Consider the following 15840-nt stretch of genomic DNA (forward strand, 5'->3'; position numbering starts at 1 on the left):
GGTGCTCAGGCCGCCTGGCGGATCGCGAGCTGCCGCACGAGGCGCTCGACCGCGTGCTGCGGGTCGCGCTCCGCGCCCTTGACCGCGGCGTCGGCGTGCGCGATCGCCTCGATCGCGTCGCACAGCAGCGCGTCGGAGAGGCCGCGCAGGTCGCGGCGGGCGTTGCGCACCTGCCAGTCCTGCATGCCGAGCTGCCGCGCCGCCTGCCCGTCGCCGCCGCCGGCGCCCGAGACCTTCGCGAGCTGCCGGTAGCGCATGGCGAACGCGGCGACGATCGGCACCGGGTCGGCGCCCGTGGCGATCGCCTGCCGCAGCGTGACGAGGGCGCGCGCGACATCGCCGGCGATCACGGCGTCGACCACCGCGAACGCCGTCGTCTCGACGCGACCGGCGTAGTAGGTGCGCACGACCTGCTCGGTGACGGTGCCGTCGGTGTCCTGCGCCACCTGGCGCACGGCGTTCGCGAGCTCGGCGATGTCGGACGCGAACGCGTCGACGAGCGCGGCGATCGCCCCGGGCGTCGCGTCGCGCTCGAGCAGGCGGAGCTCGGCCCGCACGAACGGCACGAGCTCGTCGCGCTTCAGCGGCTGGCACACCACCTCGATCGCACCCGGCGTGGAGCGGATGGCGTCGAGCATCTTCTTGCCGCGCACGGTCGAGCCGTCGTGGCGGATGACGAGGGTCGTGCCGTCGACGGGCGCGGCCAGGTAGCGCAGGGCGTCGGCGATGAACGCGTCGGTCGCCTTGACGCCGTTCTCGACGCGGATGAGGCGCGGCTCGTCGAACAGCGAGGGGCTCGCGATGAGCTCGAGTGCGCCGTCGCTGTACTGGCCGGCGTCGACGTCGTGCACCTCGAGCTCGGGATCCTCGAGCAGCAGCAGCGCGCGGAGCCGCTGCAGGGCGCGGCCCGCGAGGTACGACTCCTTGCCGAAGACCAGCACGAGCGGCGCGGGAGAGATCTGCTCCCAGCCGATCTTCGGGATGCTCGCCGCCATGCCCCCAGCCTACGGCGGGGCGCCCACGCGCTCCGACCAGACGCGCACCTCGCCGGCCTGCTCGCCGCCGACCGACAGCGCGACGGTGCCGAGCTCGTCGGTGCGGAGCACGACGCCGCCCGCGTCCCGCACGACCGCGAGCGCGGCATCCGTCGGGTGGCCGTACTCGTTCTCGCCCACGCCGACGAGCCCGACGGCGGCGCCCAGACGGCCGTAGAGCGCCGGCAGCTGGTCGGCCGAGCCGTGGTGCGCGACGACCACGACGGCGGCCCGCGGCACCCCGGTGCGCAGCAGCCGCGACTGCGCCTCGGCGCCGAGGTCGCCCAGCACGACGAGCTCGAGGCCCTCGCCCGGCAGGTCGATGGCGACGGCGACGCTCGCGTCGTTGCCGGGCTCCAGCTCGCCCATCGGCCACAGCGCATCCACCCGCACCTCCCCCGCCTGCCAGGCGTCGCCGCGGCGCGCCTCCTGCGTCGCGGCGCCCGCCGCCGCGAGCTCGGCGACGAGCGGGGCGGCGCGATCGTCGACCGGCCCGTGCACGAGCAGCCCCACCCGGCCCACGAGCGCGGGCGCCCCGCCGGCGTGGTCGGCGTCGAAGTGCGTGAGCACGAGCAGGTCGATCCGCTGCACGCCGAGCATCCGAAGGCACCCGTCGATGCGCGCCGGCTCCTGGCCCGCGTCGACGAGCACGACCGCGCCGCCGTGCCGCACGACCGTGGCGCTCCCCTGCCCCACGTCGCACTGCGCGATGCGCCAGTCGGCGAGCGCGCCGAGCCGCACGGCGGGCCACGCCGCGGTCGAGCCGGCGACGAGCGCGACGACGAGCGCCGCCGCGATGCCGCGCCCCAGCCGACCCCGCGCGTGCGCGGCGACGACGAGCGCGAGCATGGCGGATGCGGCGGCCACGCCCCAGGGCGCGGCCGGCCAGGGCGTCTGCGCCGCCGGGAGCTGCTGCGCGACCATCGCGACCTGCGCGATCCACGCGGCCGGCAGCCACGCGATCCACGCGAGCCCCGTCGCGACCGCCGGCGCGAGCGGCGCGGCGAGGCACGCGGCGAGGCCGACCACCGTGACGATCGGCGCCGCGGGGCCCGCGAGCAGGTTGGCGAGCACCGAGACGACGCTCACGCGCGCGTCGAGGCCGACGAGCACCGGCAGGCACCACAGCTGCGCCGCGGCGGGCACCGCGATGAGCGCGGCGAGGGGCATGGGCACGGCGCGCGCGAGCCAGGCGGCGATCGGGCGGGCGTGCACGATGAGGCCGCAGGTGGCGAGCACCGAGAGCGCGAAGCCCGCGCTCGTCGCGAGGTGCGGCTGCGCGGCGAGCACCACGAGCACCGCGAGCGCCAGCAGGGCGATGGCGCCGGCGCGGCGTCCGGTGACGATGCCGACGAGCGCGATCGCCGCCATCGTGCCGGCCCGCACCACGGACGGCTCGGGCGTGACGAGCACGACGAACCCCGCGAGCGCAGCGCCCGCGACGGCGACCCGCACCGAGCGGCGCGCGCCGGCCGCAGCGGCGGCCTGGAACGCCGCCCCCACGACGATGACGCAGTTGGCGCCGGAGACGGCGGTGAGGTGGCTGAGCCCCGCGTCGAGCATGGCGGTGCGCAGCACGGGGCTCACGCGCCGCTCGTCGCCGATCGCGAGCCCCGGCAGCAGCTCGCCGCCCATGCCGGGCAGCTGCGCCGAGGCGCCGAGCAGGCCGTCACGCAGCGCTCCCGCCCACGACGCCCACGGCGGCGGCTCCTCGCCCTCGAGCCGCTCGCACGTGATGAGCCAGCGGATGCCGTCGAGCCACGCGTCGCAGCCGCCGGTCGCGGTCGCGCCGATCCGCAGCGGCGCCTCGGTGCGCAGCAGCACGGCGCTGCCCACGATGCCGCCGCCGTCGCACCCGGTGACAAGCACCTCGGCGGGCGCCGCCTCGCCGAGCACCAGCAGCGACAGGGCGTCGCACTCGTCGAGCGCGGCCGCGGCCGCCGCGTCGGCGCCGGCGAGCAGCGGCACCGCGAGCGCCGCCCCGACACCCGCGGAGCGGAGCGCCGCTGCGAGGCGGCTGTCGGGACGGCGCGCGGATGCCCCACGCGCGCCGAGCAGGCACGCGCCGGCCACGAGCGCGCAGATGACCGCCGCCGGGCCGACCGCCGCCGCGTGCGGGCTGAGCGCCGCCAGCACCGCCCACGCGAGAGCGACCGGCAGCGCGAGCCGGAGGTCGCGCATCAGCCCGGGCTCGCGTTCACAGCGTCACGAGCGGCGTGAGGGTCGCGAGCAGCGCCGGCCCGATGCCCGGCACGTCGTCGAGCTGCGCGACGTCGGTGAAGGGGCCGTGCTCGTCGCGGTGCGCGACGATCGCGGTCGCGAGCGACGGTCCGACCCTCGGCAGGGTCTCGAGCGCCGACTGGTCGGCGCGGTTGAGCGAGACGAGCCCGCCCTCCTCCGGCGCGGCCGAGGCGAGCGCCGCCTGCTCCTCGGCGGTCGGCACCACCAGCTGCTCGCCGTCCACCACCGCCCGCGCGAGGTTGAGCGCGCCGGGCGCGGCCCCGTCGACCGTGCCGCCGGCGCGGGCGACGGCGTCGAGCACGCGGGCGCCCGCCGGCAGGCGGTAGACGCCGGGCTCCGCCACCGCGCCCTGCACGTCGACGACGAGCTCGGCGGAGGCCGTCGCGACCGGCGCGGGCACGATCGCGGCCGGCTGCGCGTCGACGACCATCCGCTGCGCGACGCCGCCCGCGACGGCGCCGAGCACGAGCAGCACGGCGGCCCCTGCGCCCAGCCGCCAGCGCGCATCCGCGAGCCGCCCATCCCCACTGGCCATCCGGGCACGGTACGGCCGCGCCCCGCCGGCGGGTGCGGGCGGGGCGGGAGGCTGTGGAGGAGGCGGGGTGGGTGGTCTCGACTCGCGCGGCTGCGCCGCGCGGCTCGACCAACGGAGGAAGCGCCGCGCGGCTCGACCAACGGAGGAAGCGCCGCGCGGCTCGACCAGCGGAGGCGGCGCGGGTGGTCTCGACTCGCGCTGCTGCGCCGCGCGGCTCGACCAGCGGAGCCGGGCCCCTAGCCGATCACGAAGTTCACGAGGCGCGGGGCCCGCACGACGACGTGGCGCACCTCGGCGTCGCCGATCGAGCGCACGACGCCCGGCAGCTCGCGCGCGGTGCGCTCGAGGTCGGCGTCGGCGATGTCGGCGGGCACGTCGACGCGGTCGCGCACCTTGCCGTTCACCTGCACGACGGCCGTCACCGACTGCTCCACGAGCAGCGAGCGGTCGGCCTTGCGCCAGCCGGCGTTCGCGATCGACGGCTCGAAGCCGAGGTTCGCCCACATGTCCTCGGCCGTGTACGGCGCGAAGAGCGACAGGCCGAGCGCGATCGTCTCCACCGCCTCGCGCACCGCCGGGTCGGCGGCGCCGGGACCGGAGTCGACCGCCTTGCGGGTGGCGTTCGTCAGCTCCATGAGGCGCGCGACGACGACGTTGAACTTCAGGCTCTCGATGAGGCCCGGCGCATCCGCGAGGAACCGGTGCGTCTCGCGCCGCAGCGCGCGGTCGCCCGGCTTCGGGTCGGTGCCGGCCCGCGCGAGCGGCTCCTTCGACAGCCGCCAGGCGCGCGCGAGGAACTTCTGCGCGCCGGTGGGGCTGACGTCCTTCCAGTCGATGTCGTCCTCGGGGGGACCGGCGAAGCTCATCGACAGGCGGATGGCGTCGACGCCGAACTGCTCGAGCTCCTCCGAGAGCGTGACGAGGTTGCCCTTCGACTTCGACATCTTCGCGCCGTCGAGGATCACCATGCCCTGGTTGAGCAGCGACTCGAACGGCTCGGTGAACGGCACGTGGCCGAGGTCGAACAGCACCTTCGTGATGAAGCGCGCGTACAGCAGGTGCAGGATGGCGTGCTCGACGCCGCCCACGTAGCGGTCGACGGGCGCCCAGCGCTCCACCTGGCGCGGGTCGAAGGCCTGGGTGTCGTCGTTCGGGCTCAGGAACCGCAGGTAGTACCAGGAGGAGTCGACGAACGTGTCCATCGTGTCGGGGTCGCGGCGCGCCGGGCTGCCGTCGATCGGCGACGGCACGTTCACCCAGTCGTCGGCGGCACCGAGCGGGCTCGTGCCCTTCGGCGACAGGTCGAGGCCCGCCGAGTCGGGCAGCGTCACGGGCAGCTGCTCGAGCGGCACCGGCACCTCCTGCCCGTCGGCCGTGTGGACGATGGGGATGGGCGTGCCCCAGTAGCGCTGCCGGCTCACGAGCCAGTCGCGCAGCCGGAACGACTTCGCGGCCCGGCCGACGCCCTTCGCCTCGAGCAGCTGCACCATGCGGCCGATCGCGTGCTGCTTCGACATCCCGTCGAGCTCGCCCGAGTTGATCATGCGGCCGTCGCCCGTGAGCGCCTCGCCGGTCGTCTTCGGGTCGAGCGCGGGCAGGTCGTCGGGCAGCACGGCGTTGCCGTGCTCGTCGAGCGGAATCGCCGGCATGACCCCCGTGACCGGCGCGTTCGTGTCGACCACGACCTTGACGGGCAGGTCGAACACGCGCGCGAAGTCGAGGTCGCGCTGGTCGTGCGCGGGCACGGCCATCACGGCGCCGTGGCCGTAGTCGGCGAGCACGTAGTCGGCGGCCCACACGGGCAGCCGCTCCCCCGTGAGCGGGTGGATGGCGAAGCGCTGCAGGTCGACGCCCGTCTTCACGCGCTCGGTGCTCTGGCGGTCGATCTCGGTCATGCGGCCGACGTCGTCCAGGTAGGCCTGGAACCGCATCCGCACCTCCGCCGGGGCGCCCGCGACGAGCTCGGCGGCGAGGTCGGAGTCGGGGGCGACCACCATGAACGTGGCGCCGTAGAGGGTGTCGGGCCGGGTCGTGAACACCGGCACGCGCGAGTGGTGGCCCTCGATCTCGAACTCGACCTCGGCGCCCTCGGAGCGGCCGATCCAGTTGCGCTGCATGCGCAGCACCTTCTCGGGCCAGCGGCCCTCGAGCTGGTTGAGGTCGTCGAGCAGCCGGTCGGCGTAGTCGGTGATCTTGAAGTACCACTGCGTGAGCTTCTTCTTCACGACCGGGGTGTCGCAGCGCTCGCAGCGGCCGTCGATGACCTGCTCGTTCGCGAGCACCGTCTGGTCCTTGGGGCACCAGTTGACGTTCGACGGCTTGCGGTACGCGAGGCCCGCCTTGTACAGCTCGAGGAACAGCCACTGGTTCCACTTGTAGTACGCCGGGTCGGAGGTGTGCAGGATGCGGTCCCAGTCGAACGCGGTCGCGTACTGCCGCATCGAGCGCTTGTGCTGCTCGATGTTCGACTCGGTCCAGGCCTTGGGGTCGACGCCGCGCTTGATCGCCGCGTTCTCGGCCGGCAGGCCGAAGGAGTCCCACCCGATCGGGTGCAGCACGTTGAAGCCCTGCTGGCGCCAGTAGCGCGCGAGCACGTCCCCGTAGGCGTACGACTCGGCGTGGCCCATGTGCAGGTCGCCGGAGGGGTACGGGAACATGTCGAGCACGTACTTGCGCGGCCGGGCGTCGGTCTCGTCGTCGGTCGCGAAGGGGCGCAGGCGATCCCACACGGGCAGCCAACGCTGCTGGATGCGGGCGAAGTCGTAGGTCTCGTCGGTCACTGAAGGCTCCTGGGTGGCGTCGGCCGGTTGCGGCCGCACATCCTCCGAGTCTACGGCGACCCGTGCCGGGCACCTCGTGACACAATCGAGCGCGAGCGGGGCAGCGAGCCTCGGAGGGAGGTCGTCGGTGCCGGAGTTCGAGAACCCGCCCGCGACCGTCGACGTGCCCGGAGCGCGCGTCACCCGCATCGTCGCCGTCGACGCGCCGCGCAGCGCCGTCTGGCGCTGCCTCACCGAGCCCGAGCTGCTCGCCCGCTGGCTCGGCGACATCGCCGCCTTCCCCGACGGCGTCGTGGCCGGCGCGACCGGCCGCTTCGCGTGGTCGGGCGAGGTCGTGCTCGCCGCGCGCGTGCAGGAGCTCGACCCCGAGTCGCGCTTCGTCTTCGACTGGGCCGAAGGCATCCTCTCCGAGCGGGCGTCGACGGTCGAGATCACCCTGCGCGACGTCGACGGCTCGACGCAGGTGCACCTCGTCGAGCACGGCTTCCCGCTCGAGGGCGACGACGCGACGCGCCGTGAGGCGCTGCGCGCGCTCGCCGCCGGCTGGACGGTCGAGCTCGACGAGCTCGTCGACCTGGCCGAGTCGCTCCGCGCCGCCTGAGCGCGGCCCCGAGCGCGCGCGGCTCAGGCGCCGAGCGGCACGAGCGACGCGAGCATCGCGGCGGCCTTCACGTGCAGCTCGTCGACCTCGAACGCCGCCTCCGACAGCGCCGTCACACCGCCGCCGACGCCGATGTGGGCACCCGCCGCGTCGGCGACGACGCCCCGGATGGTCATCGCCAGCTGGCACGACTCCCCGGCGACCAGCCCGAAGCATCCGGCGTACACGCCCCGCGGCGCGCCCTCGAGCGCCTGCAGCAGCTCGACCGTGCGGCGCTTCGGCGCGCCCGTCATCGAGCCGGCGGGGAAGAGCGAGCGCACGGCGTCGAGCGGCCCGCGGCCCGGCAGCAGCCGGCCCTGCACCGTGGAGACGAGCTGGTGCACCGTTGGGTAGGTCTCGACGCCGAGCAGGCTCGTCACCTCGACGGTGCCAGGCACGCAGACGCGCTGCAGGTCGTTGCGGCACAGGTCGACGATCATGACGTTCTCGGCGCGCTCCTTCTCGCTCTCGAACAGCTCGGTCGCGAGCGCCGCGTCGTCGTCGGCGCCGCGGCGGCGCGTGCCCTTGATGGGCCGCGTGGTGGCGACGCCGTGCTCGACGCGGAGGAACGTCTCGGGGCTCGCGCTCGAGAGCGTCACCCCGGCGATGCGCAGCAGCCCGCCGTGGTGCACGGGGCTCGCGGCGCGCAGCCGCGCGTGCGTCGCGACCATGTCGAGCGGCGGCGCCTCGATGGCGGTCGTGAGGCACAGCACGTACGAGTCGCCGTCGTGGATGTGCTCGCGGCAGCGCTCGACCTTCTCGGCGTAGCCGGCGTCGTCGTCGCGCCAGCGCAGCCGATGCGCGTCGACGTGCGCGATCGGTGGCAGCGCGACCGGCGGCGCGGGCGGCAGCGCCCAGGGCTCGCCGAGCCGCGACTGCAGCTGGGCTCGCCCGCCCTCGACCACCACCCACCGGTCGAGCAGCAGCCACGCCGCCTCGGGGAAGCGGCCCGCGGCGGGCTCGAGCCCGAGCATCCGCACCCCCGCCTCGTAGCCGAGCCAGCCCACCCACGCGCCCGGCAGCACGGCGCGTGCCGCCTCGAGCGCCGCCACCGCGTCGGCGGCCTCGAGCGGCTCGCCGTCGAGCGTCGCGGCGCCGTCGCGCACGACGAGCACGTGCTCGCCCGTGCCGATCACATGGGCGCCCGACGAGGAGGAGTCGAGCCACACGACGTCGGCCGCCGCGGCCTCGAGGGCGGCGAACGCCGCCTCCGCGCTCGTCTCGACCGGAGCCGTCCACCGAGCGCCGAGGTGCGGCAGGAGAGCCGCAGAGGTCGCTGGCATAAGGTGCATCCTATGAGCGGGGACGGCGGCGTGCGCGCCTGGACGGGCACCCGCTTCTCCCCCGTCGACGAGCCGGTCGGCGCCACCCTCGCCGCCGACTCGTGGCTGAGCGTCGACGGCGCGGTGCTGGCGTTCGAGCGGCACCGCGCGCGGTTCGCGGATGCCGTGGCCGACGCGGGCGGGAGCCGGCACGACGCGCTCGCCGCGGCCGACGCCGTCGCCCAGCTCGTGCCCGTCGGACGCTGGTCGCCGCGCCTCGACCTGACCCCCGCCGGGATCCGCCTGCGCCTCCGCACGCCGCCGCCCGCGGGCGGCACGGTCGAGGTCGTCACCGCGTCGCGCGACCCGCGCACGCTGCCGCTGCGCAAGGGCCCCGACCTCGCCGCGCTCGGCGAGCTCCAGGCCGAGGAGCGGGCCCGCGTGGGCGCCGACGTCGAGCCCGTGCTCACGCACGAGGGGCTCGTCGCCGAGGGCGCCTGGTCGGCGCTCGTGTGGTGGCGCGGCGACGCGCTCCGCCTGCCGGATGCCGCGATCCCGCGGCTGCCGTCGGTCACCGCCGCGGTGCTCGCCGAGCTCGCCCGGGAGGCGGGCGTCGCGCTGCGCGAGGAGCGGGCGCGGCCCGAGGACCTCGCGGGCGCGGAGGTGTGGCTCGCGAACGCGCTGCGCGGCATCCGCGTCGTGTCGGCATGGCACGGCGGCCCCGCGCTCGCCCCCGTCGACACCGGCTCGGGAAGCCGGGCCGCCGCCTGGCGGGCGCGCCTCGAGGCTGCCCGCACGAGGCCGGCGGGCCGGCCGTGATCGACGACCTCATCGACGTCGCGCTCGAGACGATCGGCTCGATCGACCCGTGGCTGCGCACCCTGATCGCCGGGCTCGCGATCCTGCTCGAGACGAGCGTGCTGCTGGGGCTCGTGGTGCCCGGCGACACGATCGTCATCATCGCGGCGCTCGCCGTCGAGGAGTGGCCGTGGTGGCTCGCGCTCATCGGCGCGACCGTGGTCGGCGCGCTCTGCGGCGAGACCATCGGCTTCGCGATCGGCCGGTGGCTCGGGCCGTCGATCGACCGGTGGCTCGCCCGCCGCTGGCCGCGCGCCTCCGAGCGCTGGCGCCGCACCGAGCGCTACCTCTCCCGCCGCGGCGGGATCGCCATCTTCCTCTCGCGGTTCCTGCCGGTCGCGCACTCGCTCGTGCCGCTCATCGTCGGCGGCGCGGGCATGCCGTACCGGCGCTTCCTCGCGTGGACGCTCCCCGCATGCGTGCTGTGGGCGAGCGCCTACGCCACCGCCGGCTGGCTCGCCGGCGGCACGTACCGCGAGCTCGCCGACGAGCTCCACGGCGCCGGCTTCGTGCTCGTCGGGGCGGTCGTCGCGTTCCTGCTGCTCGTGTGGCTCGTGAAGCACCTCGTCTCGCGGGGCGAGGCGCGCCACATGGAGGACTGAGCCCGCCCCGCGCTCACGCGGCGCGCACCGCGACCGTGCGATCGACGAGGTCGGCCGGCAGGGGCGCGTGGCTGATGGCGAGCACGATGCGGCCGTCGCCGCGGGCAGCTTGGAGGATGTCGCGGAGCATCGGCTCGGCGAGCTCGCGGTCGACGGATGCGGTGGGCTCGTCGAGCACGAGGACGCGCACGTCGGCGAGCAGCGCGCGGGCGAGCGCGATGCGCTGCGCCTGCCCGCCGGAGACGAGGCCGCCGCGCTCCCCAAGCTGCGTCGCGAGCCCGTCGCGCTCGCGCGCCCAGTCGGCGAGGCCGACCCGCTCGAGCACCGCCCACAGCTCGGCGTCGTCGGCGGTGTCGCGGGCGAAGCGCAGGTTCTGCTCGAGGTCCTCGTCGAAGATGTGCGGGCGCTGCTCGACCAGCAGCACCGAGCGACGCAGCGCGTCCGGGTCGATGCCCCGCACATCGCGCCCGCCGATGCGGTAGCCGCCGGTCGACTCGAGCAGCCGCACGAGCGCGAGCGCGAGGGTCGACTTGCCGGCGCCCGAGGGGCCGACGACCGCGACCGTCTCGCCCGGCTGCGCGACGAGGTCGACCGGCCGGAAGGCGGGTGCGCGCCCGGGCCACGCGGCCTGCAGGCCGGAGAGCTCGAGCGCGCCCGACGGCGGCACCGCGTCTCCGCCGTCGGCGGGCACGGCGGCCGCCGAGGCGTCATCGGGCAGTGCCTCGGCGACCCGCTCGGCGGCGGCGTGCGACTCGCGCCAGGCGATCACCGCCGGCGGCGCGGCGCCCCACACCTCGAAGACCGCGAGCCCGATGAGCGCCACGAGCGCGGCGAGCGGGCCCGAGAGGCCGCCCTCCGCGACCGCCGGGGCCGCGATGAGCACGGCGGCGAGCACGCTGCCGCCGGCGGCGAGCGCGATGAGCCCGGCTCCCGCCCCGGCGGCGAGCGCGTGCCGGCGGGCGCGGCGCACGAGCTCGGCGTCGAGCGCCTCGAGCGCGCGGCGCCGCTCGCGCTCCGCACCGTAGGCGCGCAGCAGGTCGAGGGCGCGCACGTGGTCGACGAGCGCCGCCTCGAGCCGCGACCGCAGCGGCCCGAGCGCCGCGTCGGCGCTGCCGGCGATGCGCGCGGTCACGAGCGCCGCGAGCCCGCCCGCGACGACCACGGCAACGAGCAGCGCCGCCCCGGCTGCGGGCAGGATCCAGGCGACGGTGGCGATCGCGAGCCCGACCGCGATCCCGCTCGCCGTCAGCGGCCCGACGACGCGCAGCGGCCAGTCCTGCAGCCGGTCGACGTCACCCACGAGCCGCGGCATGAGCTCGCTCGAGCGGCCGACCCCGACAGGGGCCACCGGCCGCAGCCGGTCGAAGGCCGCGCGCCGGGCCGAGCCGAGCATCCGGAACGCCGCCTCGTGCGAGACGAGCCGCTCGAGGTAGCGACCGGCGGCGCGCCCGATGGCGAAGGCGCGCACGCCCACGATCGCCATCTGCAGGTGCAGGATCGGCGGCTGGGACGACGCGGCGGCGAGCAGCCAGCCGGCGGTGGCCATGAGCGCGATCGCGAGCGTCGCGGTGAGCGCCGCCGCCGCGATGCCGCCGGCCATGCGCCGCCGCTGGCCGAGGGTCCTGAGCACCTCGCGGCCGGTCACGCGGCCACCTCCGCGCCCAGTCGCACGACCCGGTCGGCGGCCGCGATCACCGCGGGCCGGTGGCTCGCGACGAGCACGATCGCCCCGTCGTCGGCCGCCGCGCGCAGCCCCTCGAGCACCCGCAGCTCGCTGTCGGCGTCGAGCGCGCTCGTGGGCTCGTCGGCGAGCAGCACCGCGGCGCCGGTCGCGACGCGGTGGAGCGCCCGCGCGAGCACCACGCGCTGCGCCTGGCCGCCCGAGAGCCCCAGCGAGCCGCCGGTCGCCGGCTCGAGCCGGGCCTGCAGGTCGACGGCGATGCCGGCGCGGGCGAGCGCGGCCTCGACGGCGCGGTCGACTTCGGCGGCGCTGTCGGATCCGGCGGCGCTGCCGGATGCGTCGGGCCGGCCGAGCGCGACGTTGTCGCGCACCGTGCCGGTCACCACGGCGTCCCAGGCGCCCTGCGGCGCCCAGGCCAGCGCCGACGCATCCGGCACCGCGCCGTCGAGGCCGACCCGGCCGCGCGCCGGGGCGAGGCCGAGCAGCCCCGCGAAGGCGCTCGACTTGCCCGCGCCCGACGCCCCGGCGAGCACCACGAGCTCGCCGGGCATCGCGCGCAGCGACACCGGCGGCAGCCAGCGCTCCCCGCGGCGCACCTCGAGCGACTCGACGACGAGGCCGGGCCCCGCGGCGGGCGCCGGCCGCACGGTGCTCGCCGGCGCCTCGATGAGGTCGAGCACCGCGCGGGACGCCTCGAGGCCCTCGGTCGACGCGTGGTACGCGGCCCCGACCTGCCGGACCGGCCAGAACGCATCCGGCACCAGGATGAGCACGCTGAAGGCGAGCCCGAGCGCGATGTCGCCCTCGACGAGTCGGATGCCGACCGAGACGGCGACGAGCGCCACCGAGAGCGCACCGGCGAGCTCGAGCACCATCGACGACACGAACGAGACGCGCAGCACCGCCATCGTGCGCTCGCGGTGCTGGTCGCTCAGCGCGTCGACGCGCGCGGCCGCGCGCCGGTCGCGGCCGAACAGCCGCAGCGTCGCGAGCCCCTCGAGGGTGTCGAGCCACGAGCGGGCGAGCTTGGCGGTGGACGCCCACTGCTCGCGCTGCAGCCGCTCGGTCGCGAGGCCGATGAGCACCATGAAGACGGGGATGAGCGGCAGGCACAGCAGCACCGCGATGCCGCTGAAGGGGTCTTGCAGCCACAGCGCCGCGACCACGATCGGCGTCGCGACGACCGTGCGCACGAGCTGCGGCAGGAACTGGCCGAACCAGCCGTCGAGCGCAGCGAGCCCCCGGCCGAGCGCCGTCGCGGTGTCGGCGGCCCCGGCGGGGCTGCCGTGCTCGCCGATGCGCGCGAGCGCCGCGGTGCGCAGCTGCGACTGCACTCGCGCGGCGGCTGCCGGCGCCAGGGAGCCCGACAGCCACGCGGTCGCGGCCCGCACGAGCACGGCGACCGCCGCGAGCGCGACGTCGGGCACGACCGACGCCGGCGGCGCTCCCTGCACGACGGCGCCGATCGCGTGCCCCGCGAACCACGCGAACGCGACGATCGCGCCCGTCTGCACGAGCGCGACGACCCCCTCCCGCAGCAGGTGAGCTCGCGCGCCGGGGGCGTGCCGCAGCAGGCGCGGATCGAGCGGGGCGCGGCTGGCGCGCGCGGGCGGCTGCGGCCGGTGGGCCCTCGGCACGTCGGCGATCGGGAGGCTCGGCTCGGTCAGTGCGCTGCCGCTTCGACGGCCGCGACGGTGACGCGCCGGCGGAAGACCCAGTAGGTCCACGCCTGGTAGGCCAGCACGAGCGGCAGGCAGATGAGCGCCGCCCACGTCATCACCTCGAGCGTGTAGGGGCTCGAGGAGGCGTTCGCGACGGTGAGCCCGACGAAGTCGGCGGTCGGGTTCGACGCCGGCATGACGAACGGCCCGCCCGCGCGAGTCAGCAGCGAGCCGAAGAGCGCGAGCACGGCGAAGGCGACGGTCGCGGCGGTGAGGGCGAACGCGCGCCCGTCGCGGCCCACGCCGTTCATGAGCCAGGCGCCCACGAGCGCCACCGCGGCGAGCGCCGAGAGCACGACGACGAGCGGCGTGGGGTTCTGGGCGACCGTCCACGCGAGGAACACGACGGCGACGACGCCGGTGCCGAGCAGCGCCCGGCCGGCGAGCGCGTGCGCGCGCTGCTTGAGGTCGCCGTCGGTCTTGAGCGCGAGGAACACGGCGCCGTGCGCCAGGAAGAGCCCGAGCGTCGTGATGCCGCCGAGCAGCGCGTAGGGGCTCAGCAGCGACAGCAGGCCGCCGGTCATGAGCGCTCCGCCCTGGTGCGGCTCCATCGGCAGGCCCTGGGCGAGGCTCGCGAACGCGACGCCCCACAGCAGCGCCGGGATGGCGGAGCCGACGACGATGCAGAGGTCCCAGCCCGCGCGCCAGCGGGCCGAGTCGCGCTGATGCCGGAACTCGAAGGACACCGCGCGCACGATGAGGCCGAGCAGCAGCACGAGGAGCGCGAGGAAGAACCCCGAGAACATCGTCGCGTACCACTCGGGGAACGCGGCGAAGAGGCTCGCGCCGGCCACGATGAGCCAGGTCTCGTTGAGGTCCCACACCGGCCCGATGGCGTTGATGATGCGGCGCCGGTCGGTCTCGGAGCGCCCGAGCACGGGCAGGCTCATGCCGACGCCGAAGTCGAAGCCGTCGAGCACGAAGTACATGACGAACATGAACCCGATGAGCAGGAACCAGATGAGCGAGAGGTCCATCGCCGCCTCCTAGTAGACCGTCACCGGCTGCGCGGGCCTGCCGGTCTCGTCGAGCTCGGGGGCGTCGGCCGGGCCGCGCTGGGCCGCGCGCTGCATGAGGCGGAACTCGATGACGCCGAGGATGCCGTAGATGAGGGTGAAGGCGATGAGCGAGGTGAGCACCTCGCCGCCGGTGACGCCCGGGCTCACGCCGTCCTCGGTGCGCATCTGCGAGAAGACGAGCCACGGCTGCCGGCCCATCTCGGTGAAGATCCACCCGACGGTCATGCCCAGCAGCGGCAGCGGCAGGCTCCAGATCGCGACCGTCCACACCCAGCGCGGCAGGTCGACGCGGCCCTTGCGCGTGAGCCACAGGCCCACGAGCGCGATGCCGAACGAGAGGAAGCCGAGGCCCATCATCCAGCGGAACGACCAGTACGTGACCCAGATGATGGGCGTGTAGTCGGCCTCGCCCCAGAGGGCGGTGTACTCGGCCTGCAGATCGTTGATGCCCTCGACGGTGCCGAGCGGGTCGTGCGTCGACAGCAGCGCGAGCAGGTAGGGTACGCGCACCGAGAAGATCTCGTGCTCGCCGTCGGGCGTGCCGAGGCTGAAGAGGGAGAAGGATGCGTCGTAGCCGGAGGCCGTGTCGTAGAGGGCCTCGGCAGCGGCCATCTTCATCGGCTGCGCGGCGACCATCGCGAGCGACACCATGTCGCCGGTGATGAAGGTGAGCATGCCGCCGCCGACGACGCTCCAGAGGCCGACGCGCAGCGACCGGTGCATCATCCCGGTGTGCTGGCCGCGCTTGAGGTGCCAGGCCGAGACGCCGACCATCACCGCGCCCGCCACCATCACGGAGGCGAACATCGTGTGCGGGAACGACGCGAGCGCGACGGGGTTGGTGAGCACCGCGCCGATGTCGGTCAGCTCGGCGCGCTGCCGGTCCTCGTTGATCACGAACCCGACGGGGTTCTGCATGAAGGCGTTCGCCGCGAGGATGAAGTAGGCGCTCGCCATCGTGCCCAGCGCCGTCATGTAGATCGTGAGCAGGTGCACCTTGGGCGAGAGCCGGTTCCAGCCGAAGATCCACAGGCCGATGAACGTCGCCTCGAAGAAGAAGGCGATGAGCCCCTCGAAGGCGAGCGGGGCGCCGAAGACGTCGCCGATGAACCGCGAGTAGTCGGACCAGTTCATGCCGAACTGGAACTCCTGCACGATGCCCGTCGCGACGCCGATCGCGAAGTTGATGAGGAAGAGCTTCCCGAAGAAGTGCGTCAGCCGCAGGTGCTCGACGTTGCCGGTGCGCACCCACGCGGTCTGGAAGCCCGCCGTGAGCCAGACCATGCCCAGGGTGATGGGCACGAACAGGAAGTGGTAGACCGTCGTCAGCCCGAACTGCCACTGGGACAGGACGAGCGGATCGAGCTCCTGCGCGAGGGGAACGATGGGCATGGGCCGCCTTTCGACACCCTCCATTCAACGCCGGTCGCCCATCGATCGGCAAAGACACGCCGAGCGCTGTCTGAT

At 75.4% G+C, this 15840-nt stretch carries 12 protein-coding genes; 3 read left to right on the forward strand and 9 right to left on the reverse strand.

All coding sequences use genetic code 11. The features are described from left to right. Positions 1 to 5 precede the first annotated feature (5 nt). The 4 genes from holA to leuS form a co-directional block, all read right to left on the reverse strand. A complete protein-coding gene (gene holA, locus FQ330_RS07385; RefSeq protein ID WP_146356381.1) occupies positions 6 to 995 on the reverse strand; it encodes a DNA polymerase III subunit delta in 990 nt (329 codons plus the stop codon). A 9-nt stretch (positions 996 to 1004) separates the two neighbouring features. Beyond that, complete coding sequence (locus FQ330_RS07390; protein ID WP_146356383.1) at positions 1005 to 3215, reverse strand: ComEC/Rec2 family competence protein; 2211 nt, start codon at positions 3213 to 3215, stop codon at positions 1005 to 1007. A gap of 16 nt (positions 3216 to 3231) precedes the next feature. Continuing rightward, positions 3232 to 3810, reverse strand: a complete 579-nt coding sequence (locus tag FQ330_RS07395; protein WP_146356385.1) for a ComEA family DNA-binding protein — start codon at positions 3808 to 3810, stop codon at positions 3232 to 3234. Positions 3811 to 4046: 236 nt separating this feature from the next. After that, positions 4047 to 6629, reverse strand: coding sequence for a leucine--tRNA ligase (gene leuS, locus FQ330_RS07400; protein WP_225792736.1), 2583 nt, complete (start codon positions 6627 to 6629; stop codon positions 4047 to 4049). An 88-nt stretch (positions 6630 to 6717) separates the two neighbouring features. On the opposite strand from leuS, the gene FQ330_RS07405 reads away from it, so the two are divergent. After that, positions 6718 to 7191 carry an SRPBCC domain-containing protein gene (locus FQ330_RS07405; RefSeq protein ID WP_128189615.1) on the forward strand — a complete coding sequence of 158 codons (474 nt, stop codon included), beginning with the start codon at positions 6718 to 6720 and terminating at the stop codon, positions 7189 to 7191. 23 nt (positions 7192 to 7214) lie between these two features. On the opposite strand, the gene FQ330_RS07410 is transcribed toward FQ330_RS07405, so the two are convergent. Beyond that, entirely contained in the window at positions 7215 to 8513 is a 1299-nt protein-coding gene (locus tag FQ330_RS07410; RefSeq protein ID WP_146356389.1) for an anthranilate synthase component I family protein, read from the reverse strand. Positions 8514 to 8525: 12 nt separating this feature from the next. Between FQ330_RS07410 and FQ330_RS07415 the strand changes: the two genes are divergently transcribed. Then, on the forward strand, positions 8526 to 9311 hold the full coding sequence (locus tag FQ330_RS07415; RefSeq protein WP_146356391.1) for an aminotransferase class IV: 786 nt from the start codon (positions 8526 to 8528) through the stop codon (positions 9309 to 9311). Further along, the gene (locus FQ330_RS07420) at positions 9308 to 9952 is read left to right on the forward strand and encodes a DedA family protein (RefSeq protein WP_310124796.1); all 645 of its coding nucleotides are present in this window, start codon (positions 9308 to 9310) and stop codon (positions 9950 to 9952) included. Before FQ330_RS07415 ends, FQ330_RS07420 begins: the two co-directional genes overlap by 4 nt. Before the next feature lie 13 nt (positions 9953 to 9965). Here the strand turns inward: FQ330_RS07420 and cydC are convergent, their stop codons facing one another. The 4 genes from cydC to FQ330_RS07440 are packed head-to-tail and all read right to left on the reverse strand — an operon-like array spanning position 9966 to position 15765. After that, positions 9966 to 11597, reverse strand: coding sequence for a thiol reductant ABC exporter subunit CydC (gene cydC / locus FQ330_RS07425; RefSeq protein ID WP_146356393.1), 1632 nt, complete (start codon positions 11595 to 11597; stop codon positions 9966 to 9968). After that, positions 11594 to 13270 carry a thiol reductant ABC exporter subunit CydD gene (gene cydD / locus FQ330_RS07430; protein WP_146356395.1) on the reverse strand — a complete coding sequence of 559 codons (1677 nt, stop codon included), beginning with the start codon at positions 13268 to 13270 and terminating at the stop codon, positions 11594 to 11596. The genes cydC and cydD overlap by 4 nt, the downstream gene beginning before the upstream one ends. 26 nt (positions 13271 to 13296) lie before the next feature. Then, positions 13297 to 14331 (reverse strand): cytochrome d ubiquinol oxidase subunit II, encoded by a 1035-nt coding sequence (gene cydB / locus FQ330_RS07435; RefSeq protein WP_128189621.1) that lies wholly within the window; start codon positions 14329 to 14331, stop codon positions 13297 to 13299. Between the two features lie 9 nt (positions 14332 to 14340). Next, a complete protein-coding gene (locus FQ330_RS07440; RefSeq protein WP_146356397.1) occupies positions 14341 to 15765 on the reverse strand; it encodes a cytochrome ubiquinol oxidase subunit I in 1425 nt (474 codons plus the stop codon). Between the last annotated feature and the right edge of the window lie 75 nt (positions 15766 to 15840).

The organism is Agrococcus sediminis (assembly GCF_007923295.1).
In the GTDB taxonomy this organism is placed as follows: domain Bacteria; phylum Actinomycetota; class Actinomycetes; order Actinomycetales; family Microbacteriaceae; genus Agrococcus; species Agrococcus sediminis.